This window comes from Psychrobacter jeotgali (genome assembly GCF_904846315.1).
GTDB lineage: Bacteria > Pseudomonadota > Gammaproteobacteria > Pseudomonadales > Moraxellaceae > Psychrobacter > Psychrobacter jeotgali.
Genome location: NZ_CAJHAF010000001.1, coordinates 392,817 through 418,682 on the forward strand (window position 1 = coordinate 392,817; position 25,866 = coordinate 418,682).

Here is a 25,866-nt window from a genome sequence, read left to right on the forward strand (position 1 = left end):
TTTAAAGTAATAATAGTATGAGCATTAGCTGCATTCATAAAGGTTAGTCATTAATAGTCTACTATAGAAGGATAATCAACTATTACAGGCCAGCCTTTTTATCCTTTTGCTCTTGAATAATTTGGGCGATAAGTTCATGCGCAATACTGCCTTTTGGCGGTATCTTCGGCAGATTTGAGAGGTCAAAGAAGGCAGCATGAGACAGCTCAGACTCTTGCCAAACGATATCGCCGCTACTGTACGCGGCTCTAAATCCTAGCATTAGGTTAGAAGGGAACGGCCAAGGCTGACTGCTCACATAGCGGATATCTTTTAGGGTGATACCAACCTCTTCTTCAACTTCACGTACCACCGCATGCTCCAAACTCTCACCCACCTCTACAAAGCCTGCCAGTAATCCGTATTGTAAGGGTCGAATTTTCTGCCCATGCCGATGATGCTGCGCCAATAGAATTTGGGTCTCACCAGTAGTAGGATTAGGACGAGTAATAGCGGTGATAATACAAGGCTGTACCCGAGGATATTGACGCAGTTGGCAGGCAGGGCATACCATCGCCCGTTCACCAAGCTTTGCATGATCAACAGGACTGCTACAGCGACTACAAAACTGGGTATCAGCTTGCCATCGCAGTAATTGTATGGCCTGACTCAATTGATCCGCAATAGCGACGGGTAGCACAACAATCAGCTGTCGATAACTTATAAATTCAAACTGGCTAAACTGAGAACCCACACTATCTGCAGAGCTTATTACATTTGCTTCCCTAACTTCAGGTATAGCAATATGGTGCGCTAGGGCGTAGTCAGAAGTGATGGCAAAGGTAGCTGGTGCATCTAAGCGCTGGTCTTGCTCTACCTTTAACTTATTATCTTTACTCTCATTTATCCAGTGCTTTGGCGCTAAGCTTGCTAATAACGTTACTCGACCAATTTGATAGCGTTGATTATGGTCACTGCTCTTTATAGCACCCGAATCAGCGTTGGTGTTATACAAAGGTGGATCAAGAGCAGGTAGCGAAACTTGATAGGGCCACCAGCCATCATTGGTTTGACGACACAAAATAGTATCGCCGTGTAGTACAAAAGCGCTAGACATTGCTAAAATCCGGAAAGTATAAAAGTGTTGATTGAATTCATATCGCAAAGCTTCATTATACGATAAAAATTAAAAATGGCCCTTAGGCAGCAAGTAAACGATTGAGACCGCGTTGACCTATCTCTAATGAGCGCTTATTGACGGGATGGTTGCTCTCAAAACCATTGAGCTGATAGTCCACCGCCATCATAGTATCCGCTATATGAGCGAGCATATCATCGGCAATACCACGATCATTCGCTAGGCGCTGTTCTACATTAGTTGCCAGTTGGTTAAATAAGCTGGCTGGCAAAGGCAGGTGTAAAAAATGCATGGCACCAGCTACTTGACGCATCATAGTAGGAATATTCTCTAGATTTAACGGTTCACGGCTGTCATCTACCAAGTAATCATTAATAGCCTGCTCCGCACTAGCGATAGCGGTACGACTTTCTTGGATTAAAATGTCGTAGGCGCTATTGAGCTGGTGCAATGAGATGTTCTGGTTATGAAGAGGTAGGTTGATGGCTCCTGGGGTATGCATTTCCGCCATTTTTATAGTCGCATTTTCTGCACCTACTAACGCCAATAATAAGTGATCAAAGTCATCAGAGGTTGGCGTTTGCCACTGGGCAACCGCATGGGCCGCTTCTTTTAACAAAACTGCCGCATCATTTAAGCATAATAACTTAAAAGCTGAGCTTAACGAGATTAAGTCAGCTGCTATTTGAGCAGCTTGCATAGTAGCGGTGTTTATCAAGTCACCACGTGCGTAGCTATCTACATTGTCTTTGATGGTGTTAATTTGCTGCTGAATTAAGTCTTTTAAAGTATCAGCGACTTCTCGGTTAGGACCCATCAAAAACCGTTTGCTTTGTTTATACTGTGAGGACTCTAGTTGATTGAGCTTATATTGCTCGCGTAATACTTGTGCCTGCTGATTATCACGCTGGCAAGCAAAGCTAACCAAATCTGCAAACCTAGTATCCATCACTGGCAGATAGCTACAGAACTGCTGCTCTAAATAAATGAGTGTATGCTTTTGTTTTGAGCTTAAAGGTAGGGCTGATGCAATATCGGTCAGCGCCGCTGAGGCTGCTTGCCAAAATAAGCGATTGCTGTGAGCGGCGATCAGCGCACAAGCGGCACTCATTGCCGCCAGCTTGCGCTGTTCTTCTGCATTTACTGATCCACCTTTATTGGTTAAAGCCACGACTAGCCCACTGCGATAAGCCTGAGTGAGCAAGTCGCGATCAACGCTAAGCTCAGTTAATGGCTGAAAGTTATGTTCAGGATTGGCAATACTAATGCTGCTACTATCAAAATTAGTAAAATAATCTGCCGCTATATTTTCTTGCTCACTATGCTCTCTTAATTTATTAATAATAGGCAGTAATAAAGTAGGTTCGACCATCTCAGTTAGCAGCACAAATTCAACATAACGATCTAGGATCATAATAGCTTCTGATAGATCCATAATCAGCGCCGCATCGTTATTATCAGCAGAGTTATAAAGCTGCTGTAATCCCTGAGCAATGGCACTACTCAAAATCTTGCCCCCTTTTAAGGCAATAACTTCAAAGATAGCCGATAGCTGTTGTAATACCTCGATGGAGTCTAACAATAGCAGTGACTGGGTATGATCATCGTTGAATCTACGTAGATGAGCTTCCGTATCTTTGAGGGTCGCCATAATCTCGTCGTGTAATAAATGCAGCGACGGTAGATCAAGATTAGTAATACTAAAGGTTGGGGCAGAGAAGGTGGTTTGCTCAGATTGGCTCATAGCTATTTTTCCATAAAAGACTGATGATTAACGGTTATCGGTAAAGGTCTGCTGAAATTTAGAGCGCGCTTAAAATATACTAATAGTCTGAATTACCAATCTGAGAGCTTGGCGGTAATGTCAGGATAGTCATCCGCTAAGCTAGTAAACCATTGCTCATTGGCACTGCGATCGGCTTTGGATGCTAGCAGTAATGAGGCCAGCTCAGCAAAGTTAGCATGAGCGGTCTGACCACCCTCTGTTTGTACGTCTTCTTCAATCGCTAATGCCACCTGTCCACCGGTCATTGCCAAATAGACTTCAGCTAAAATCTCTGAGTCAAGTAAAGCGCCGTGAAAGGTCCGGTCTTGCTTACCTACGTCTAATCGACGTACCAAGGCATCAAGAGTGTTTTTTTGCCCCGGATATTGCTGTTTTGCCATCGCTAGTGAGTCGGTGACTTTGACTCGCTGAGCAAAGTCAGTCATCCCCACTTTGCCAAACTCCATAGATAAAAAGTTCATATCGAACGTAGCATTGTGAGCGATGATCTCAGCGCCATCCATAAAGTCATATAGCGACTGAGCGACCTGATCAAAGGTGGGCTTGTCGGCTAAAAAGGCTTCAGAGATACCATGAATACGGATAACTTCCTCGTCCATACCGCGCTGCGGATTGATATAGACGTGCAGTTTCTCCCCAGTGAACTTACGTCCGATCAGCTCGACGATACCCACTTCAATGATACGGTCGCCTTTAAGCGCATCAAGTCCTGTGGTTTCAGTATCCATAATCAGTTGCCGATTGGCTTCATTTTTATGAATAGGTTGAGGCAATAGTGGCTGAAAATGGGGGTTGGCCCGACTGGTATCGCCATCGAACTTTGGAGCGTCGACTGCAGTATCGCTGTCTATCGCTGCGTCATTTATTAATGAGTTTTCTACAGAATTATTTATGGCCATATTATCGCTACTTCGTGACGCTATTGGAGGGCTGCTATTATGAGGGTTAGCATTTGTACTATTATTATTTCTACTGCTATCAATAGTATCTATTACGGCGCTATCTAACAAGCGCTCATTTATAGCATTTTCGGCTAACAAACCATCATCGAGCTCATCATCCAGCTCATTATCGAAGGCATCAAGACCTAAAGGGTCACTGAATAACCAGTCATTATCAACCGCTTCAGCAGCAGGCAAGTCATCATTCGAGGTTAGATGCGGTTTTTTTTTAGCCATTAGATCATTATTATCTTTTGATAAAGTCGCATTATTTGAGGCGCTACTCGATGTGACGCCCAGATTGGCCAGCTCGTCCGCTTTTTCGTTACCCGCATGACCAGCGTGACCTTTTACCCAGTGCCAATCTACTTTACGGCCTTGGCATAACTCATCGAGCTGTTGCCAGAGATCTTGGTTGGCTACTGGCTTTTTACTTGCGGTCTTCCAGCCGCGTTTTTTCCAACCTTCAATCCAGTCAGTGATACCGTTTTTGACATAGCTTGAGTCGGTCCAAATCTCCAGCGTAACCTCAGGCGAGCTATGCTGTAGCGCTTGTATAGCGCCCATTAACTCCATGCGGTTATTGGTAGTCTCGGCTTCACCGCCATAAAGGTCTTGAGTATGACCATCGCTGAATATAAGATGAGCGCCCCAACCGCCAGCGCCTGGATTACCTTTACAAGCACCATCAGTATAGGCAATGGTGGTGTTTTTCTTGGCGGCCATAGGATCGGTAACGTTATCTGACATATAAACTCATTGGATTTAATAGTAATTGATCATTTAATTGCACAGGGCTTGATTATAACAAATCCATGACTAACATGGGGGAGTCTGTAGACGCAAAATTCATTGTAGTAGCGTTAGTTTTTTTAAGTAACTTGGCTATATAAATCAATAGCACCAAAAAAGATAAAGCTAAATATCAGCACGGCAGCCGTTTGCTTTCTGCTAAAATAAGCGCCATAGAGGCAGCTGATTTTAGTTTAAGCTGTTTCGGGTCTGCTTCATCCCTTTTAAATAGGATAATCTCATTATGTTCAGGCGTCTAGATAGGCTTAGCAGCGCAAATAATATATCCAATAAGCTATTGATTGGGCTTACAGCTAGTGCTTTATTGCTGGCAGGCTGTAATAATAGCAGTACCGCTATTGATAATAGCACGGCTGACAACGCCGCTGCGGCAGATGTCTCCGTATTTGAGGGTTGCTATACCGTTAGTATGACTGAGCCTGCCCAAATCAAGGTCAGTCAGCAAGCGGGTGCTTGGGTAATGCAGATGAAAGAGCCTGCAAATGCCAATCGCGTATGGGATGATCCAGAGGCTTTGGAAGTGCTCGACAAGTCAACCCTACCTGAGTTTTTCTCCATTGATCCTGATAATGTCGATGCGGTGATTGCGCGTCCTGATCGAGTGCTAGTGATGGCGCACGTCAAGCCGGTGTATGCCAATATTGATCCGCTATTAGATAGCGAGTATTTATCTTATATTTATAAAGGCGCAAACACCATTTATCGCGTAGATTGTGACGAGGTTAATACCGATATATTGGCCAATCCTCATGCCAATATAGTTATTGATAATGTGAATCAAGAGAGTTGATAGCAGGCTTTGCTATAGTTGATGCCAAATTAAATAAATACACTAAACTATAGCGCTAGACTGGAACAAATTTCACTTGCGTGCTGTGTCGTTGCAGCCAGAGGCTGCGCAAAATTCGTCCCAGTCTAGCTGTATCTTTTTTATATTGACCTGACTATAGCTAAAATAATGCTTATAGCTGAGTCACTTTAAAAGGCTTACCACTCAGTAGTACGTGGCTAAATATGTCAGTTTTATTTGGGATTGACTATACAATATAGTAGTGATCGTTAAGAGATAGAGTTAAATAATATGAATTTTTTGGGTTATGTAGTATTGGGTGGATTGTCTTATGCAGCGGGTTGGGCGATACGTATCTATGTGCTCGACAAACAGCCCGAGCCTGAGCAGCCTTATAACTTGAAGCATCCAGCTATTTTGGGCTACTTAGGTGGGTTCTTTATTATTATGTTGATGGTTTCATGGCTGCTTGGACGTTATGTACTCGGTCATGTCCATATTGATATCCCTTTTATTATAGTAAATAGCTTGGTTGCCACTTTTGTTTATTCATTTGGACTCAATCCAGAAAAGGCACGTTACGACATACCGGATTAAGAAATGTCACCGTGACTTTTAAGCTTTTTTATTAAGATCAGTCGTATTCTTAGACTTAGGGGTGGACTGACGTAGTTTCCATATTTGATACTTTTGCAAATCCTTTTCGGCTAACTTTAAGCAAAAGGTCAGCACTATAGCGTCATCGATGTAGCCGATAAAAGGGATAAAGTCTGGAATGATATCGATAGGGTTGAGGATATATAACAAGGCGACGACGACAGCGGACATGCTTCTATAAGGGATGTCAGTATAGTTGCCTTGATAATAATCTTTGGCTAAACTCAAAAACAGCACCAAATCTTTAGCAAAGCGCTCAAGGTAGCTGCTATCTTGTAGTTTCTCTTTGAGCTTCTCCTCTTCATTGATAATATACTCTAAATCGGTATCAAGGACTTCATCAAGGTCTTCATTATCATAGTTGTCTTTAGCACTCAAAACCTTCTCCTCATTTAACAGCAGTAATAGGACTACATTTATAATTACACTATAGCAAGCATAACCGCCAACGCCAAACAGGGTTGTTTAGCTAATTGTTGTTTATAGTAATCCGCATTTTTAATAAGAATACTTCAATGGTATACCCTTTTAACGCTACTTTTTAACAAAACTCTCTTTATTAAATACTATTAAGTGTTGTTTGTAATAATTCATGGATAGGTTTTAGTTATAGACATTTAAAAGCCAGCTTTTAAGCGTTAGTTTTCATATAAGATTTCAAAGGTAATAAATAATATGTCGTCATCGTCTCAATCATCAGCCCCGCCGACTCTGAACCCACTTAACCGCCGCAAGTTTTTAACCAAAATGGGGATAGGGGCAGCACTCAGTGTTGTTCATAGTCAAGGTATGGCGGATACTTTAGTTAATACCGATACGATTGAGCAAAATGATGCTCGTTCACAGCTGACTAAAGATGATCTGCCTCTATCGTTAATAGATAACAAACCGCTATCTGAGTCTAATGAACTCCAAAGCAGATGTATAATTCCTAGTATTGAGACACGTTTGTTTGCCAGCTCTAATGTAGGTAGTAATAATAACCGTAATCAATTGGCTTTAGAGCGCTTAGCTTGCGCCGGATTTAAAGTGCAAAACCCAACTATTACCGAACGCCAGTATTTGCGCTTTGCTGGCACTGATGCCCAGCGTGTCAGTGATCTACAAAACCTAGCCACGGGTGCCATAGCCATGCCTAAACTGCTGATGGCGGTGCGTGGAGGATATGGCGCCATGCGTTTATTACCCGCAGTTGACTGGCTGACTTTGGGCCGTATTATGGCAGAGCGGGGCACTATATTGACTGGTTTTAGCGATGTGACCGCTATTCAATGCGCGTTACTGGCTCAAGGAAAAATGAGCTCACTTGCCGCCCCGATGCTCTATAGTGAATTTGGCAAAGCTAATCCTGATAAAGTAAGTTGCCAGCAATTTGTAGAAGCCCTTATTAACCCAAACCTAAGCATTGAGGTGCAAAATGCCAATCTGACTAGCAAGCAGTTACCAACGATTTTAGCCAGTGATAGTGATAACACTCAAACTTTAAATGGGACGATTTGGGGTGGCAATTTGAGTGTGGTATCGGCTCTAGCGGGCAGTAAGTATTTACCTCGTATCGATGGCGGTATTGTGTTCTTAGAAGATGTCGGCGAGCAGCCCTATCGAGTTGAGCGCATGCTATATGATCTGTATTTAGCGGAGGTGTTCAAGAATCAACAAGCTATTGTCTTCGGAGCCATATCAGCGACCGGTGAAGACGGCTACGATGCTCGCTATGATGTGGCCACGGTGATTCGCCAATTACATAAGCTCACAGGCTTGCCTATTTATAACGGGATGAGCTTTGGTCATATCAATCAAAAACACAGTTTCCCATTAGGCGCCCAGTGTGAGATAACGCCAAATACTATTGGGGGATACCAACTAACCTTTGCAAACTATCCTACTATAGAAGCGCATACTATCCATGCTGAAGGGCTATGGTAATAGTTCAGCATGAAGATAAAACAGATAGCCTCGGCTTTCAAGCTTTTTTACCAGATTGACATTTTCATCCCAAGCTAAAATATTTGAAGCTTCCAAAGGGAAGATAAGCTTGCGCACCAAAACTCAAATTTGCGCCATCACTATGGCGCTGTGTCATCATACCTTGATAATTAGCAAGGTAACCCTTTAGATTTTAAAATTATTTTTTAGTTTATCTTATAAAACCTTGATGATTTGATAGGTTATTAAAAAGTCGAGCTCTATCTTAGTCAAGCTGATATAAAAGTGGATTATAAACTACTCCTTGATAAAATCCTCTAAACTAAGTATTAAACTAATCAACGAGCTCACCATTTAATTTGCTGCTAAAAGGTATTTTTAGTCACTCACAATATTTTAAATTTGTCAACCATAATAAGTATGGGCGGTATTTTCTAGGGTATTAACGGTCTTAATGCTACTATAAATTAGTAAACAATTATCTGCTAAATTTAACCTATTATTTATATTCAATTTTATTTATATATAATAATACTAAAAATATCAATGACTTACGAATGAAAAATAATGGCTGTTATAAATCAATGTTTACTTTTTTTATAACCAAGCTATAATTGCCCGACCGAAACAAGGTTACAAATATATTTTTTAAGGTAATAAAAATGAAGAAAATTTCTTTAGCAGTTCTAACCGTTTTAGCAACTTCAAGTGTATTTGCTGCTGATGGCACGATCACAATTAACGGTATGGTTACAGATAAAACTTGTACAATTAATGCGGGACAAGGTAAGGATTTTACAGTAACTCTGCCTACAGTTTCTCAGCAAGTTCTGAAAGCTGCTGGTGATGTTGCTGGACGTACACCTTTTACTATTAGCCTAACTGAATGTTCAGAGGGCTCAGTGGCCACTTATTTTGAGCCAGGTTCAACAGTTGATTTCAATACAGGTCGTTTAAATAATACAACTGCTGGCGGGAATGCTGAGAATGTTCAAGTACAGCTATTGGGTTCAAATAACGAAGCTATTCCTGTTTTAGCGGCAGGAGCTGGCGGCGCTCAAACCAACTCGCAATGGGTAGACGTGGCTGCTGCTGGTTCGGCTGATCTTAACTACTATGCTGAATACTATGCTACAGGCGCTTCAACACCTGGTAATGTGGCAACCTCTGTAAAATATACAATTATTTACCAGTAATCTTATCTTAGATTAATAGGAGCTAGGATAAGTATTGGGCCTAGCTCTTTTTTTTAATTTTTAAGTCGAGATAATCCTATGTCGTTGAGACAGTTATTTTATAGAACATGCCTCATTGCGCTTTTAATCCCCTCTAGCTTAGTTAATGCTGAAATTATTATTCATGGAACGCGTGCCGTTTATCCTTCTGATGCCCGTGAGATTACGCTGCAACTAAGTAATAATGGTGAAAGCCCCTCTTTAGTACAGGTATGGATTGATGAAGGTGATCCACAGTCGACTCCAGATCAATCAAAAGCCCCTTTTGTCATTACGCCTCCGATAACACGTGTCGAAGCTCAAAAGGGTCAGTTTATACGCATAACCGGTTTGCCTACCGTGGATGCCTTAAGCAAAACCGAAGAAACGTTATTTTGGTTAAATGTTTTGGATATACCCCCAAAGCCCTCTGCAAAAGATAAAAGCGCTTCACCTGATAATTTTTTACAATTGGCAGTAAGGTCGCGTATCAAGTTCTTTTATCGACCTAGCGATATTAAACAGGATGTGACATTAGCACCCGAAAAAATTCAGTGGAATAGTAAAGGATCGACCTTACTAGCCAAAAACCCAACGCCTTTTCATATAACCATAACCGCTATAACCCAAGAAGAATTGGGCAAGCGTACTAATATCTTGCCAGAAGGTCTGATGCTAAAACCTTTTGCTGAAGAGAGTATTTTATTAAAAAATCCTAGTCTGAAGAATATGACGTTTACTACGATCAATGATTATGGTGGGCGTGTCAATCATACTATTAAGTAAATATTCTTGATCAGTATTCGAACTATAAGTATCCAAAACAACATAATCCAAAAACCTATTAGATGGCTGATAGGGTGGCGATGCTATGCAAAATACATTACACACTTATGAGTCTATGAAGCGACAATTTAGATACTACTTAGCTTGTGGTGTGATTACCCTTTGCCTGCCAGTATTGGCAAGTGCCGATGATGCCAGTAATAGTAAAGCTACCTCCGCCGTTACTAACGCTGAGTTTAATTCCGACTTTTTAATAGGCGATGCTAAAAAAATAGATGTCAGTCGCTTCGCTTATGGTAATACTATTTTGCCCGGCCATTACAACGTAGATATCTATGTCAATGGCAACTGGTTTGGTAAACATCAGATTGTATTTAAAAGCACTGAAGATGATAGAAACTCTTCTACTTGCTTTTCTTCAAAGCAATTGCTTGAGTATGGGATAAAAGCTGAGCTCATTAAGAAAAGACTAGAAACCAGCAATGAGAGTTGTCAGAAGCTTGGTGAGTGGGTTGAAGACGCTTTTTATGAATTCGATACTTCAAACTTAAGATTTGATATATCCATACCTCAAATTGCGATGGCAAAAAATGCACGTGGTTATGTCGATCCTAGTGTTTGGGATCGTGGTATTAATGCAGGATTTGTATCTTACAATGCCAGTACTTATAAAACCTATGACAAATCAACAAATAATGCAGACAGTACCAACGCATTTTTATCATTAAATGCCGGAGCAAACTTGGCAAACTGGCAGTTTCGCCATAATGGGCAGTGGAAGTGGGAAGATAAGACCGATAACCGAGAGTCTCAGTCAACTTATAATGCTACTAGTACCTATGCACAGCGTGCTTTTCCTAAATATAGAGGGGTACTAACACTAGGTGATAGCTTTACCAATGGTGAGTTATTTAATTCGTTTGGGTATCGTGGAGCAGAGTTTGCTAGCGACGATCGCATGCTACCTAGTAGTATGCTTGGTTATGCGCCAAGAATTCGTGGCAATGCTAAAACTAATGCCAAAGTTGAAATTCGTCAGCAAGGCCAATTGATTTATCAAACCACAGTAGCTGCGGGAAGCTTTGAGATTAATGATTTATACCCGACGGGCTTTGGGGGTGAGCTTGAAGTCTCTATTGTTGAAGCTAATGGTGATATCCAGAAATACTCAGTGCCTTATGCTTCAGTAGCACAAATGCTACGGCCAGGAATGAGCCGCTATTCATTAATGACCGGTAATTTTCGTGATGCAGATATTGATGCTGATCCATTCATTGCTCAGGGTCAATATCAACGTGGCATCAATAATCGTATAACGGCTTATGGTGGCCTTCAGGGATCAGAGGATTATACCGCAATTACTTTAGGTAGTGCATTTGCAACCCCGATAGGAGCAGTTGCATTAGATGTTACCCATTCTAAAACAGAGTTTAAACGGCGCAAGCAAGAAACAGGACAAAGTTATCGTCTTAGTTACAGTAAATTAATTACCCCGACCAATACTAACCTAACTTTAGCAGCATACCGTTATTCAACCGAAAACTATTATAATTTACGTGATGCACTGCTGGCTCAACAGCTAGAAAAAAGAGGGGTAAGCTCTGGGTTTTTTGGTAAACAGCGTAGTGAGCTGCAAGTAACTTTAAATCAAGGCTTACCAAAGGCTTGGGGCAATTTGTATGCTACAGGTTCTTGGGTAGATTACTGGGATCGTGAAGAGACCTCAAAGCAATATCAAATTGGTTATAGTAATAACTATCGCAACCTTAATTATGGTTTGTCAGCGAATAGAAGGATGATAGAAAACAAAGCCACAAACCATGTTGAGGATGATACTGAGTATATGTTAACGCTATCTTTACCTCTCTCATTCAAACGCAACGCTATCAATCTAAACTCAGTTCATACAGAAGATAATACTACGATTGGTATGAGTGGAGTGGCTGGGGATCGTTTCAATTATGGAGCTTCGGTGTCAACAGACTATGAAGATCGGTCAAGCTTAAATGTTAATGCTCAATACCGTAATAACTTTACCACCTTAGGCGGCTCCTATGGGGTTTCAGATCAGTACCAGCAAGTTTCACTAACCGCTAGAGGCAATGTCGTTGCCCACTCTGATGGTATACTGTTTGGTCCAGATCAAGGTCAAACTATGGTCTTGGTTTATGCCCCAGAGGCTGCAGGTGCTAAAGTAAATAACACCAAGGGTTTGACTATTAATAAATCTGGCTATGCTGTGATTCCTTATGTGACTCCTTATCGTTTGAATGAGATCGTTCTAAATCCTGAAGGTATGGCTTTAGATGTAGAGTTAGAAGGTACCAGTGAGCGTATAGCGCCTTATGCCGGATCGATATCTAAAGTTAATTTCGTTACCAAATCAGGTAAAGCGCTGTATATCAAAAGTTTAAATGCGAATGGTGAGACCTTACCTTTTGCAGCTGAAGTCTTCGATTCAAAAGGGGAGTACGTAGGCATGGTTGCTCAAGGTAGTTTGGTTTATTTGCGCACCAATACTTTGGCTGATACCGTCACCGTAAAATGGGGTGAAGAGCCAAATGAACAATGTAATATAGATTATGATGTCACCACTCAAGCTCAGCAGAGTGACAAAAATATACTGATGTTAGAAGGTTTGTGTCAATGAATTATAAGCTCTTAAATAGTGTTCTTATACTGCTAGGCTGTACTTTGAGCTTAGAGTCCTATGCTGCATGTACAGCAGACAGGAGATTTAATTCAGTAGACATCAGTATGAATGTAGGCAGGGTGGTCGTTAGACCAAGTGATCCCGTCGGAGCGGTGTTGCGCCGTGCTTCTTTTCCTATTACTGCTAATGGATCTACAATTACTTGTAATCGTTTTGGAGGCACAATCCAAGCGGAGCTCTCTCAAAACCCTTTATTAAGTCCTGCAGGCGGTGATGCTGTTTATGATACCAATATCGAAGGCATTGGTATTCGTTTATACAGGAATGCTGGCTCGGGTGCTGCAAACTTTTCAGGGTACTATCCTTATAATCGTTCTCTGACTAGTAATACCACCTATAGATTAGGAGAAGGTTTTTTTATTGTTGAGATCATTAAAACGGCGAGCTCGACAGGCTCGGGTGCTCTAACTGCAGGTAGGTATAGTAGCTATTACTCGCGTGATGATGTCAATAATCCATTTCTAACAAGTACGGTCTATGGGAGTGCTATTACGATTGCTTCCTCTTCCTGTGAGCTTTTAGGAGAGGTTAATAAGACCGTTCAACTCCCTACAGTCAATAAGTATGATTTCAAAGGTGTCGGTTCTACCCAAGCGGCGCAAGCTTTTGATCTAAACTTTTTATGTAATGGCGGTGAAAACCCAACAGGCTATCAAGAGAGCAATGTAATTAGTTTAAAGTTTGATTATACAGCAGCGCCTAATACTACCAATGTTATTAATAATAATGCACCTGCATCAACCAAAGCGCGAGGCGTTGGTGTTCAATTAAAAACCAGTTATAACAATACTAATAAAACCATTGCCAAGAATGAAAAACTCAAGCTAGGGGTGTTAAAGTCCAATGATAGCCTTCAATATAATGTCCCTTTGAGTGCCAGTTATTATCAAACTGATGCAGATATTACGGCAGGGAAGGTCAGCTCGGTAGCGACGGTGACGGTCGAGTACGATTGATTGCAGCACTAAATGCCATCTATTTGACTCCTAACTCTAACCTATTGTTTTTATTAATAATTTATTTAGTGTTTAATAGAACAAGGCTCAAATCGAGATTATTCATTAAGTATATATCAGGCTAGAATGAGCCTTTTCAACCCTACAGGATTTCTGTTAATAGCCTTTATTCATTTAAATAAAACTCAGCCATGCTATCGAGTTGGGTCTTAACCGCCTTCCAATGCGGCATCACCTGAGTGAGCAGCCGCCAGAATCGTTCACTATGATTGTGCTCTTTGATATGGCAGAGCTCATGCAAGATCACGTAGTCGATACTTTCTTTAGGCGCTTTAACCAAATGCGGATTGAGGATTAAATGGCCTTGAGTAGAGCAGCTGCCCCATTGCTTTTTCATCGAGAGTATCTTGAAGGTAGGAGAGTTATGTACCCAATGAGCTTGCGGCAGTACAGCAGCAAGGCGCTGTGCAAATATCACTTTAGCCTTGCCCTGATACCAGTCCTCTAACAGGGATTTAACTTTGATAGAGCGATCATTATTATCACTACCATCACAAGGCAAGCTAACGGTTAGTTTGCCACGGCTAAGCTTTACACCAGCAGCTTGCGTGGGATCGATAATGACTTTGAGTACATATCGGCGGCCCAAATAGAATTGGCTTTCACCACTGACATAGCGTCTTGGCAGCACGTCGCTTTTTTGCTTGGCAAAGTCCTGTAGATGCTGCCATATCCAGCGCGCCCGTTTTTTGACGACGCTCTCAATATACGCATCTGATAGCCGCGGCGGCGCAGTGATTATCACCCGCTGATCGGGATGTACTTTGATACGCAGTTTACGAGCTTGGTCTTTACGTACTACCTCATAGCGTATTTTGTCTTGCCCATAGTATAGATAGTGCTGCACCCCAGCAGATTTGGTAGGCTTACTATCCTTACTAGACATGCTATCTTTAACGGGCTGCTTATCATCGTTTAGTAAGGCAATTACCATGATTAGTTACCCCTAGATATGCCATGGCGAGCAATATCTATGACTTTATCAGACAGTTTTTTGGCATTATCAGTGCCGATAGCTTTGAACAATAGCTTTAGCAAGCCCACTCTGATGTCTTTTTCCATTTGTGAGGGATTCAGTGAGTTTTCTGCCACCGCTTTATTCACTACCTCATCAATATCGTAGGCACAGCTAACCAGTGCTGCATTATCTAAGTCATTTTCTGCTAAGATACTTGGATCGAATAAGTGTTTGAATAGTCCAAAGTAGGCTTGAGCATGTTTATTATGTTTACCTGATTCATCGACAAATTCGTTAGGAATATCAGGCACTTTGCGAGCTTTAACGTCTTCTTCAAAGTCAGCAAACATCATGTACTGCTTGACTGGCGCATCGAACATGGCTTTGGCATCCTCAATGGCTTGTCTGAGCAGCTTGGAGAAATGCTGTTGCGCATAAGGATCATCCGCCAAATCCTCTTCAATCATCTTCGTTACACGGCTGGTAATCTTGTCCGTTTGGTTACGGGCTTCATGATCACTCAGCGTTTCAGGCTTGCCGTCTTTTTGCAGCGTTTTGCCCAGATTGCCGATTAGATAAGCGCCTTTAGGCTCTCTGACCTCTAAACCGGCAATATGTTTGTTGAGCAGGTTACGAATGTCGTCTTCAAACTCATCAAAGTTAATGGTCTCATTGGCATCTTCACGCACTTGCCTGCGCAGCTCAACAAAGGCTTTTAGATCCTTTTTATAGTGCTCTCGCTTACCGTCAAAGAAGCTATCTTCAAAATAGGAAGCAGACTGTAACGCTACTTTCATCACATTAGCAAACTCAGTCAAGGCCGCATAAAAGTCATCGCGTTTTTTTAGGCGTGTATCAATGATAGTACCGTCTCTTTCTTCCATTTTTGGCGATAGAGATTGGCGGAGAGCATGCCCATCTTGTTTGTTAGCGACCTCTGAAAATATAGCCCAAACCTTCTTATGTAGCATCGGCAGCTTTTTATATTCAGAATCCATAGCGTGGTACATACCCGCTAAGTCTGCAATATCAAAGCCACCCTGAGTACGCTCGGCAAGATCTTGGTATTTCTCAATAGTGGTATCCAGCTCTTTTAGGATACCTCGGTAGTCAATCAGATAACCAAATTGCTTTTTGCTATGTAGGCGATTCACCCGAGCAATGGCCTGAATCAGATTATGACCCTTTAAAGGTTTATCAATATACAGCACGGTGTTTTTAGGCTCATCAAAGCCAGTCAATAACTTGTCTACCACGATCATAATATCTGGGCCATTGCCATTACTGTGGTCGTCGCCAAAGGCAGCGATGATGTCCTTGGTATATTGAGTGTCATCCATACCGTATTTGGGCGCCACGTTATCCTGCCACCAGTTTTGTACGATGTCCTTACTCTCGGCGTCGACAATTTCATGACCTTCACGAGTATCAGGAGGGGACATCGCCACCACTGATGTGACCTTACCAATGGTATCCAAAGCCTGCTTATAGCGAATGGCAGACACTTTTGAGTCGCAGGCCAGCTGACCTTTTAAGCCTTGCTGTTTAAAGTTTTGAAAGTGGTCAGAGATATCATGAGCGATCAGCTCTATACGCCCTTCAACCTGATAGAGTTGTCCTTTTTTGGAAAACTTACGTTTCAGATCCGCTTTTTGAGCGCTGGTCAGCTTTTGAGTAATACGATCAAACCATTTATCTATAGCGATATCATTGGTATTAAGCTCAGGGATACGCTCTTCATAGAGCAGGGGCGTGACGGTTTTATCAGCCACCGCTTGCTGCATGGTATAGGAGTGAATGATGCTGCCAAATTTATTTTCGGTCTTATCGTCCTTTAGCAAAGGCGTACCGGTAAAGGCAATAAAGGCTGCATTAGGCAGCGCTTGTTGCATACGGATATTGTTCTCACCGTTTTGGCTACGATGACCTTCATCGACTAAGACGATAATGTTTTCACTGGGGTTATAAAAGTCATCGTACTGCGCTGCGGCACCAAACTTATTAATGATAGAAAATATAATACGCTCGTTACTTTTACCTACTTTCTTCGCCAAGTCTCTACCTGATAAAGCTTTGGCAGTGCGCCGATCTTTATCGCTCAGCGCTCCTGCTGCGATAAAGGTACGGGCAATTTGGTTTTCTAAATCGATACGGTCAGTGACCACAAATACTCGGCATTTTGCCAGCTCTGGCAACCAAATCAGCGCCTTGGATAAGAACACCATGGTAAATGATTTACCACTGCCGGTGGTATGCCATATCACACCGCCCTCACGGCTACCACGCTCATCGAACTGGGTGATACGCTTGACTAGGGCTTTGATGCCAAAGACTTGCTGATAGCGTGCGACGATTTTACCGGCTTTATTATCAAACAAAGTGTAGTAGCGGGTCATATCGAGCAGTCGATCTGGGCGCAGTAAGCTGATAATCAGTCGGTCTTGATCGGTGACGGCTAGCTCGCCTGCATCAAGCAGTGATTGATATTCCTGCTTATCATAAGTGCCACGCTGCGCAAACAAGTGGTCAATTTGAGCATCTTCTAAACGCTGGTTCTTTAAACGATAACATTCAGCCTCGCTGATTTCTTCTTCGATCCACTTGGACCAAAACTTTTCAGGAGTGCCGCAAGTCCCGTACAAGCCCTCATGACCATTAACCGCAAGCAGTAGCTGACTATAAGCAAACAGGTGCGGAATGTACTTTTGCCCTTGATTGCGGATGTGCTGCGAGATGGCTTGGCTATTGGTCGACTGCTGCGGGTTATTGGAGTCGGGGCGCTTGGCCTCAATCACTACCAGTGGCAGACCATTTACAAAGCAGACGATATCAGGTATCACGTTACCCGTGGCATCGGTGTTTTGTACGACCATCTCTTCGGTCACATGATAGGCGTTATTGTCGATATCTTCCCAATCGATGAGCTGGATAGTCGGCGAGGCTCTTTTACCATCGATAAATTCAGTGACGCTGACGCCATAGAGTAGGGCGTCATATAGCTTTTCATTGGCACGGGTTAAGCCAAGATTCATCGCAGGATTTAGCTCGCTGATGATCTTGTTGATACCTGCTTCCGATAAAGAATGCTGCTGACCTTCAAAAGGGAAGGTTTGATTGGCTAAAAATTCACGCAGTATCGGCAATAGCAGCACTTGGTTACTGCTATTGGTTGCTGAGTCAGCTGGTACGCTAGTGGCTCGCAAAGTACGTAGCTTTGAGCATTCTTTAGGGGAGAGGTAGCGATAGCCCAAATTCATTAGTAGGGTAAGGGCAGGAATCTTTGCGCTAAATTCTTCGGCGAAATTGATGGCTGCATGGCAGCTAATATTAGAGCTTGGGTTGGTCATATCTGTCCACTTTAGACATAGCGTTTGTTTGATTATATTAATTGTAGCTGATACTGTCATAAAAAAGGCAACAAAAAACCGTCATGGTTGCGCGTTACCCAAAGGGCACTAAGCGTGACGGTTATGTTAGGTATAGAGTAGTTGACTGATTTTGCTGTGTCAATGTAGATTAATAGAAATTAAAAAGCAAAAACTTAAAAAATTAGCCTCGAGATTTGAATGCTTTAAAAGTGGGGAAATATGCAGGTCATGGGACGGTGTTCTTTAAAACTGCATTCGCGCCTCGTCCCTCGGCAAAAGCCGCTTACATCTTGCACTTGGACAGAGCAGTGCTTTGTTTAATACTTGCTCACTTTTGGCAAAGAATTTTTTGTAGGCTGGGTTTTTAACCCAGCGTTGTAATTCTGCAAAGTCTCAAAGCTGGGTTAAAAACCCAGCCTACGCATCCTACGAAACTAAAAATGCAGGACAACTTTTCAACGTTTCTCAGAGTTAAAAACTCAGATTATGCAACTATCACTCAAAAGCCATAATATTTGCTGTTTTAACTATTTCACCTATTGCCATTCCAGAGGTTAAAGAACGTCCCATAAATTCAACAACATAGTATTTCCAAGAGTCATCATACTTTTCTGGCAGAATATATTTTTCAGTATTTTTATTACAATCTTTTGCAATAAATATCATCATAACTTCAAAAACTTCTAATGCTCCCAATCCTTGTTCAAAGGTTGGAGTTCTTTCAACGCCTAAAAACTCTCCTAGCGAATTGGCATCAATGTTACCCTTTTTAATTTGCCTTAGTAAATCTGGTCGATAACAAACTAACATAACGCCAATTAATCGTAGCAACGTGTAACCAAGATAATTTCTTTCAACAAAAACTTTTGAGTCAGAAAGACCTTGTACAATTTGTATATGTAAAATTAATGTTTCAATCTCCCTGAGAGAAAGACTCTGATGTCGTATTAAATGCTCTATCGCGCCTCTAAAGTAGTCACCATTCAAGCAATCATCAGGTAAACATTGTTTTTCTGATGCAAGAGTAAAGAAATGTTGTTTAGAAGCTATAATGGGAGAATGAACACTTCTATCAGAAAGAATAGACAATTCAAATCTAAATTTTATAAACTTGTCCAAATAACGTTGCGCATCAACTGCTTGACCGTAGCAATGATTTATAGAGGCTCTTAATTGCTGAGTGTTAGTAATAAGTACAAAACTGACGTTTTTAACATCGAAGGTATGCTTAATAATTTCAAGCATATCAATTGCAAAGTTTGGTCTACAACGGTCAAGTTCATCTACGAATACAATAATTGGATTATCAGTTGCAATTGCGGTCAATGCTGCTTGCAACGTCTTTAGGTTATGCTCTGCTTCTACATGATCTTTTAGGATTAATTCAGCTGTAGCGTCAATTGCTTTATCGGTCGCATTTTCAATTTCTTCATTAAAATTTTCTGCAACATCGGAAAAGTCTTGCCGAAGTAAATGAGATACACCAGCTTTAGCAAGCGATTTAAGCCCAAATCTTATCGCAGGTAATACCTTTTTTATAAAGTTCTCACGTGTAGAGTCTTCTGGTAATGTCTTGATGATTTCTGCAAGTACTGTCATTAAAGGTTCGTTGATATGATCAGCTTTAAAGGCATCAATATAAATTATATTATGTGTATCATCTTCTTTCATTAAATTAATGAGTTTATGGCAAAACTCAGTTTTTCCTGTTCCCCAACTGCCATCAATGACCATTGGTGAAATATCTATATCAGATTTTAGAAGTTTGATAGCTTTTTCAGCGATACTTTTACGTCTAAACTCATCGCGATCTTCAAACGTTTTCGTTGTAATATCCATATCCATTTTATCTTTCCTCTTTAACTATAATCAAAATACAATTCAGCAGAAATATATGGTGCTGTAGGGTGTGGTTAGCGCAGCGTAACCCACCGAGTAATTAAGAAAACTGAAAATCGGTGGGTTACGTTTTTCGCGATTCTCTACGAGCATCTAAAAACTAACCGCACCCTACGCCAAAATCACCCATCAACCCGCACCCTTTTCCTACCCGTCAACAACACCTGCATCAACGCCTTTTTCTCTTGCTGCAAATCCGCCAACTGCTGCTTAAGCAACTCAATTTCTTTATCAGCGTTGATTAATACCGCAGCGATTTTTTGTTGTTCTTTGAGAGGTGGGAGAGGTATAGGTATTAAAAGCATGTCACCTTTATTCAGCTTTGCTCTTGTACCGCCATTAACAAAAGCTAGAATATTTTTATGAACTAATGAATAATATAACCATTCAGTTATCGTATTTGACTTCGCTTTAAGTACATGAGCATGATTATTGACCCATGCCTTACCATAAGAAATATTAGCTATTGGACGAGTAGAGAATTCACTAAAATTACCTCCATCTTCAGCTAAGAGGACTATAGGTTCATCAAAAATATATTTATTGATGTAACCTTGGATGCCATTAGCACCCCAATAGGGAATGTCACCCTGCATAGATTGTCGTTTGGTCGAATTCAAAGGGATTCTTTTGTTATCTAAGCTTGTGGCACAGTCTTTTAACTTAACCTTTTCCCATTCACCCTCAAACCGTTTACCCTCATCATCAAGCAAACGCTTTTTACCCGTGAGCAATTGCTGCATCAAGGCTTTTTTCTGCTGCGTACTGTTCTCAATCAAACGCTCAGTAGTGTTAATCGCTTTATCCCAAGTAGATAGGATTTTGGCAATTTTTTGTTGTTCATTAATGCAGGTAGGGTGAAGGAGTTTAACTTTCTTTAATTCAGCAGATTTTATTCCTTTAGCTGTAGAACCTGAAGATCTTATATCTATTAGTCGCTGCCCATGCTCCGAAAGTAAGAAATATAAAAGAAAGTCAGAATGTAGCTTATTACTGACTCTTAAAGTAACCGTTCTTTGTGCTACAGCATATCTTCCTGTCTCAGGAAAGCGACAAGCCATACCTAAAGGTGCTTCTGTTGTAAACAATATGTCGCCAACAGTAGGAATACCTCTAGACATCCAATTTTCAAATTCATCTTCATGTACATATTCTTTATTAGAAAAGTCTAAATATCCAAATCTTACGTTTCTTGCAGTAATTAAAGGAATGCCTTTATCGGCTTTCGGTACAGACTGTCCTCTGTAATCTATTATTTTATCTAATAGATTTACTAAGGATTTTTCATTCCACCCATCAGGCACCATAACCCAACTCCTTTAAAAACCCTGCCATTTCTTCTTCTAACGTATTTAACTCCGCTTTAAGCGCCAAACGCTCTTTACGTACCGCTTCCAAATCAATCTCCGCCTCTTCCTCAAAGGTATCGACATAACGCGGAATATTGAGGTTAAAGTCGTTCTCCGCTATCTCATCAAAGCTGGCAAGATAGGCGTATTTATCGACAAACTCGCGCTTTTGGTAAGTATCGATAATTTTCGCCAAATTATCCTCAGTAAGCTTGTTTTGATTCGAGCCAGAGTCAAACTCACGGCTGGCATCGATAAATAGTACCGTCTTATCGGTTTTACTCTTTTTAAATACCAATATCGCTGCCGGAATTCCTGTCCCAAAGAATAGCTTTTCGGGTAGGCCAATCACCGTATCGAGTAGGTTCTCTTCAATGAGCTGCTGACGGATTTTGCCCTCAGAGGAGCCGCGAAACAGCACACCATGCGGCACCACCACACCCATACGCCCATTGTCGTTCTTTAACGTTTCAATCATGTGGGTAATAAACGCATAGTCGCCTTTGGTCTTGGGCGGTATACCGCGATGGAAGCGACCATGCGGATCATCGGTGGCATCTTCATGACCCCATTTACTCAGTGAAAAGGGCGGGTTGGCGGTCACCACATCGAAGCGCAGTAGATTACCTTTATCATCGAGCAACAACGGATGGCGCAGAGTATCGCCCCATTCGATACGGTGATTGTCCTCACCGTGGAGGAACATATTCATTTTGGCCAGTGCCCACGTTGAGCCAATCGCTTCTTGACCAAACAGCTCATAGTTTCGGCTGCCCGAGTTTTTACGGGCCATGGCTCCACACTTAATCAGCAAAGAACCCGAGCCGCAAGCTGGATCACAGATAGCATCGCCCTCGGCAGGCTCTAGGATAGTGGCGAGTAGGTTGGAGACCTCAGGCGGCGTATAGAACTCGCCGGCACTGGCACCCGAATCGGCCGCAAAGTGCTTAATCAAAAACTCATAGGCATTACCAATCACATCCAAGCTACCGACCCGAGAGGGGCTTAGGTTCATCACCTCTTTACCGTAGTCCTCTAGCAAATGCCGTAGCAGCTCGTTTTTCTTTTTCTCATTACCCAGACGATCGGTGTTAAAGCTGATATCTTGGAAGACGTTTTTTAGCTTATTACCGTTGGCTTCTTCAATCGCATGTAGCGCTTCATCAATACGCTGACCGTTGCCCGGTTGATGGCGCAGCTCATATAAATCCCAAAAGCTAGCGCCATCTGGCAACACAAAGCGCTGGTTACTCATCAGCTCTTTGACCAAATCGGCATCGCCATACTCTGCCATCAGGGTGTTGTACTCGTCTCTATAGACATCGGACAAATACTTCAAAAATAGCATGGTCAAAATAAAGTCTTTATAGGTATCGGCACTGATCACCCCACGGAAGGTGTCACAGGCATTCCAAACCGCTTTGTTAATCTCGCTTTGGCTAATAGAGGAGGTAGGGGTTGCAGCCATGGCAGGGTATTTCCTTCAATTGAGACTTAATGGTTTTAAATAGGATTATATTTTATAGCTTTATAAATGGGTTGAATCACATCTTGTGCACTATGGTAGTTGACTGACATGCTTTAGTCTATCGCAATCTTAGCAGGGTACGACAGTAAGTGTCGCATAGATATAGAGTTTCTTGACTTAAAGTATGTTGAGGCAGGGGTGTCACTCGGGGGAAGCTTAACTGAATAAAATGGCTAATAAAAGTCAGCCATAAAAAAACCGCAAATCGTTATGATTTGCGGTTTTTTGTACTACTATAATGGTACCCGGAGCCGGAACAGTTATTATAACTTAAGTAATTGATTTAATTGGATAAATAAAATTATTAAATATAAAGTGTACATACTGGTGTACATAAAGTTTAGATTTCGAGATTGACTAGCAATTGCAAAATAAATCTATCGTAGCATGAAAACCTAACTTTCAGTATCATTGATCCTTATAAGCAGAGTCGATGAGACTAGTAAGCATCTCAACTGAACTTATACCATAGTTATTAGACAGCTCTAACAATTTCTTTTTACTTGCTTTTGGTAAAAGTAGGTCTTGAGCAGATTCAGCATCTCTCTTATCTCTAAATTTTTTCTGACTCCAAGCCTTGCGCATTCTAGATATGAATAAGTACTTATTCATAGATACTTCATAATGCTGATGCAATTTATATAAATATGAATCCATAGCATCAAGGCTAGCACATATCTGGTCAAAAATATCATCAATACTAGAAGGGTGGAAGGATGGTGGTATGATCAAAACCTTATGCTCTTTAAGATATTCAACTGCCCAATAAATTTGGTCTTCATTGCCTTTATCTAGCCATTTAGTATCCTTACGAGTAGTCATAATTCTTATGTATACCATTTTGGCTTGATTCAAAAAGTTAATCTTCTCTTGTACTGCAAAATTAAATTGAAAAAATGGTGACTGATCATATGCATTATTATCATCGCTCATTAAGTTTTGTTGCTGCTGAGGTTGCCGGTAGCCATACTGTAAATCATCTTGATTTGGTACAAGCTGATGCTGAGGTTGTTGCTGAACGCCTTGAAAAGATTGAGGATATGATGAAGTAGATTGAAGTTGCTGCTGCTGGTGTTGATAATACTGCTGTGGAAATGTTTGCCTAAAGAAACGTTGATGAATTGGAGCTGGATATCCCATGTATGGCTCTTGTAGTGCATAACCTTGCCTAGATTCTACATATGGGCCTATAGATTGTTGCGGTTGAGCTGTGTTAGATGCTTGAGGTGTAAAGTAAGTTATATCAATATTAAATATGAGGTTGTCTAAAAAATCGTTTAAAAAATAAAAATGAGCTTGTGGAATTGAATAGTCCATATAATAGTTATGATAGAAACTCTCCAACCATATGGCTGCTCTTAAGTCACTTTTGACCCAAGAAAAGAGTTCGTCATTAACTATTTTTCCATGAATAAGGTCGCAGATATTTTGAATTATATTGCTATTTTTGTAAGGCTCCCTGTTAAGAAGGGATAGTAAGTATTTATTATCGCCAGGAACTATGGTGGTAGGTTGGTCGTATCGTAAACCAAAGAGTATGAAGTTAGTTTCTCTGTAACTAAGCTTCTCGATACAGCTCTTAAGGTGAGAATCCACAATTATATCCCTAAAATGAGTGGTAATTTAATAATATACTACTAATATTTGAAAGATACAACAGTGCCATTTCAATAGTTTTATAGTAATACTAAGATAGTATTTACGTAATAATTACGTAGTTACTATATCGCTAGAAGCAATATTTATCGGGGCTTTAGCTATATATACGATAATATTAACGGTTTTAATAAATTATTAAACTTTAAGTATTATTCGGCCTAACTCCATCTCTCTCAAATTTCTCAAATCACACGTCTCACTCGCATCCAAACGTTACAACCCAAAAAAGCAACTTGCACTGGTACGCAACCTGCTTAGTGGGTTATTTATATTATTAACTAATACTCAATACCTACCAGTAAAAAATAACACTCTCCATTGATAATTATGTACAACCACCTCAACCTTAAAACCAATGGAGAATCTCATGTCATATTCACTCATAGGCCAATCACAACTCATCGATAACGTTGATAAACTCGTTAGACAGGTATTGTCTCTTACCCTTAGTTTCGAAGCGATTAAAAACCAGTTAAATAGGTTGTATCAACCATTCATGTCCACCTTTGATCCTGATTTATTCTACTCACAGACTATCGACTCATTTGTGTATAGTACCGATGCTATTGTCGGTGATTTATACCCGTCTGATGTTATTTGGGATCACAGTAAAACACAGCAATTCGTTAATAACATAGCTTGTTATAAACAGGACGTTGAGACCGAGGATAACGCTTGGCGCTATCAAGAGAGTCAGAATAGAAAGAAGCTCGAAAGCTACGTTAGAAACCTGCTGAATCACTACTCAAGGCTGTTGTTCATTCGAGTGGACTTGATGTATCTGAAAGAAACGAGTCATATGGTGACTATAGAAGACTTTAATGATCACATGACTAAGCTCAGAGAATTCATAGGAAATAAGAAGACATGCTTTGAGCATTTGCAAGGTAACGCTTGGGCTTTAGAGCAAGGGTATAAGAATGGCGGTCTGCATTGTCATTTACTGCTCATCTATGATGGTTCAGAAAGGAATAGTGATTATTACTTAGCGAAAGAAGTCGGTGAGAAATGGAAGAGCATCACTGAAGGTACTGGTACTTACTATAACTACCATGACGCTGAGACTAAGCAGAGTTATAGACGATATGGTAACTTAGGTATTGGTATGATCCACCGAGATAATCCGCAGCAAGTCGAGAATGCAGTGCGTACGGCATTATACTTAACCAAACCTGATAAGGTGGGTCAGCACTTAAAAGTATGGTTGCCTAGCATGCGTACCTTTGGTCATGGTATTTACCGTACAAATAAGCGTCGTGGATTACCGCCCATAACAAACTAATTTCAAATACATACTACATTCATGAGATACCACCGCTCACGCTTTGTGAGTGGTTGATCTAAAT

Annotated in this window: 18 protein-coding genes; 8 read left to right on the plus strand and 10 right to left on the minus strand. The window is 41.1% G+C overall.

From position 1 onward, the window contains the following. Window positions 1–82: 82 nt before the first annotated feature. The 3 genes from nudC to dnaQ all read right to left on the minus strand — a co-directional run bounded on the left by nudC (window position 83) and on the right by dnaQ (window position 4,594). Window positions 83–1,096 carry an NAD(+) diphosphatase gene (nudC, locus tag JMX18_RS01610; RefSeq protein WP_201583068.1) on the minus strand — a complete coding sequence of 338 codons (1,014 nt, stop codon included), beginning with the start codon at window positions 1,094–1,096 and terminating at the stop codon, window positions 83–85. A gap of 82 nt (window positions 1,097–1,178) precedes the next feature. After that, a complete protein-coding gene (locus JMX18_RS01615; RefSeq protein WP_201583070.1) occupies window positions 1,179–2,861 on the minus strand; it encodes a hypothetical protein in 1,683 nt (560 codons plus the stop codon). Window positions 2,862–2,953: 92 nt separating this feature from the next. Continuing rightward, window positions 2,954–4,594, minus strand: coding sequence for a DNA polymerase III subunit epsilon (gene dnaQ / locus JMX18_RS01620; protein ID WP_201583072.1), 1,641 nt, complete (start codon window positions 4,592–4,594; stop codon window positions 2,954–2,956). Window positions 4,595–4,880: 286 nt separating this feature from the next. Between dnaQ and JMX18_RS01625 the strand changes: the two genes are divergently transcribed. Both JMX18_RS01625 and JMX18_RS01630 read left to right on the plus strand, forming a co-directional pair. Beyond that, the gene (locus JMX18_RS01625) at window positions 4,881–5,447 is read left to right on the plus strand and encodes a hypothetical protein (RefSeq protein ID WP_201583074.1); all 567 of its coding nucleotides are present in this window, start codon (window positions 4,881–4,883) and stop codon (window positions 5,445–5,447) included. A gap of 291 nt (window positions 5,448–5,738) precedes the next feature. Further along, the gene (locus JMX18_RS01630) at window positions 5,739–6,044 is read left to right on the plus strand and encodes a hypothetical protein (RefSeq protein ID WP_201583076.1); all 306 of its coding nucleotides are present in this window, start codon (window positions 5,739–5,741) and stop codon (window positions 6,042–6,044) included. A gap of 18 nt (window positions 6,045–6,062) precedes the next feature. Here JMX18_RS01630 and JMX18_RS01635 read toward each other — a convergent pair whose 3' ends face one another. Continuing rightward, entirely contained in the window at window positions 6,063–6,482 is a 420-nt protein-coding gene (locus JMX18_RS01635) for a YkvA family protein (RefSeq protein ID WP_201583078.1), read from the minus strand. 297 nt (window positions 6,483–6,779) lie between these two features. On the opposite strand from JMX18_RS01635, the gene JMX18_RS01640 reads away from it, so the two are divergent. From JMX18_RS01640 to JMX18_RS01660, 5 genes are all read left to right on the plus strand, one after another. Continuing rightward, window positions 6,780–8,030 carry an LD-carboxypeptidase gene (locus tag JMX18_RS01640; RefSeq protein WP_201583080.1) on the plus strand — a complete coding sequence of 417 codons (1,251 nt, stop codon included), beginning with the start codon at window positions 6,780–6,782 and terminating at the stop codon, window positions 8,028–8,030. A gap of 662 nt (window positions 8,031–8,692) precedes the next feature. After that, a complete protein-coding gene (locus JMX18_RS01645; protein ID WP_201583082.1) occupies window positions 8,693–9,226 on the plus strand; it encodes a fimbrial protein in 534 nt (177 codons plus the stop codon). Between the two features lie 78 nt (window positions 9,227–9,304). After that, on the plus strand, window positions 9,305–10,030 hold the full coding sequence (locus tag JMX18_RS01650) for a fimbrial biogenesis chaperone (protein WP_201583084.1): 726 nt from the start codon (window positions 9,305–9,307) through the stop codon (window positions 10,028–10,030). An 85-nt stretch (window positions 10,031–10,115) separates the two neighbouring features. Next, window positions 10,116–12,680, plus strand: a complete 2,565-nt coding sequence (locus JMX18_RS01655; RefSeq protein ID WP_201583086.1) for a fimbria/pilus outer membrane usher protein — start codon at window positions 10,116–10,118, stop codon at window positions 12,678–12,680. Beyond that, window positions 12,677–13,699 (plus strand): fimbrial protein, encoded by a 1,023-nt coding sequence (locus JMX18_RS01660; RefSeq protein WP_201583088.1) that lies wholly within the window; start codon window positions 12,677–12,679, stop codon window positions 13,697–13,699. Before JMX18_RS01655 ends, JMX18_RS01660 begins: the two co-directional genes overlap by 4 nt. Window positions 13,700–13,865: 166 nt before the next feature. Here the strand turns inward: JMX18_RS01660 and JMX18_RS01665 are convergent, their stop codons facing one another. The 6 genes from JMX18_RS01665 to JMX18_RS01690 all read right to left on the minus strand — a co-directional run bounded on the left by JMX18_RS01665 (window position 13,866) and on the right by JMX18_RS01690 (window position 24,457). Further along, window positions 13,866–14,693, minus strand: a complete 828-nt coding sequence (locus JMX18_RS01665) for a M48 family metallopeptidase (protein WP_265088803.1) — start codon at window positions 14,691–14,693, stop codon at window positions 13,866–13,868. A 2-nt stretch (window positions 14,694–14,695) separates the two neighbouring features. Continuing rightward, a complete protein-coding gene (locus tag JMX18_RS01670) occupies window positions 14,696–18,064 on the minus strand; it encodes a type I restriction endonuclease subunit R (RefSeq protein ID WP_201583090.1) in 3,369 nt (1,122 codons plus the stop codon). A gap of 516 nt (window positions 18,065–18,580) precedes the next feature. Continuing rightward, window positions 18,581–19,930, minus strand: a complete 1,350-nt coding sequence (locus JMX18_RS01675; RefSeq protein WP_201583092.1) for a KAP family NTPase — start codon at window positions 19,928–19,930, stop codon at window positions 18,581–18,583. Between the two features lie 176 nt (window positions 19,931–20,106). Continuing rightward, the gene (locus JMX18_RS01680) at window positions 20,107–21,291 is read right to left on the minus strand and encodes a restriction endonuclease subunit S (RefSeq protein WP_201583094.1); all 1,185 of its coding nucleotides are present in this window, start codon (window positions 21,289–21,291) and stop codon (window positions 20,107–20,109) included. Then, window positions 21,281–22,801, minus strand: coding sequence for a type I restriction-modification system subunit M (locus tag JMX18_RS01685; RefSeq protein WP_201583096.1), 1,521 nt, complete (start codon window positions 22,799–22,801; stop codon window positions 21,281–21,283). The genes JMX18_RS01680 and JMX18_RS01685 overlap by 11 nt, the downstream gene beginning before the upstream one ends. A 468-nt stretch (window positions 22,802–23,269) precedes the next feature. Next, on the minus strand, window positions 23,270–24,457 hold the full coding sequence (locus JMX18_RS01690) for a hypothetical protein (protein WP_201583098.1): 1,188 nt from the start codon (window positions 24,455–24,457) through the stop codon (window positions 23,270–23,272). Between the two features lie 430 nt (window positions 24,458–24,887). Here JMX18_RS01690 and JMX18_RS01695 point away from each other — a divergent pair, with 430 nt between their 5' ends. Next, window positions 24,888–25,802, plus strand: a complete 915-nt coding sequence (locus JMX18_RS01695) for a YagK/YfjJ domain-containing protein (protein ID WP_201583099.1) — start codon at window positions 24,888–24,890, stop codon at window positions 25,800–25,802. Window positions 25,803–25,866 lie beyond the last annotated feature (64 nt).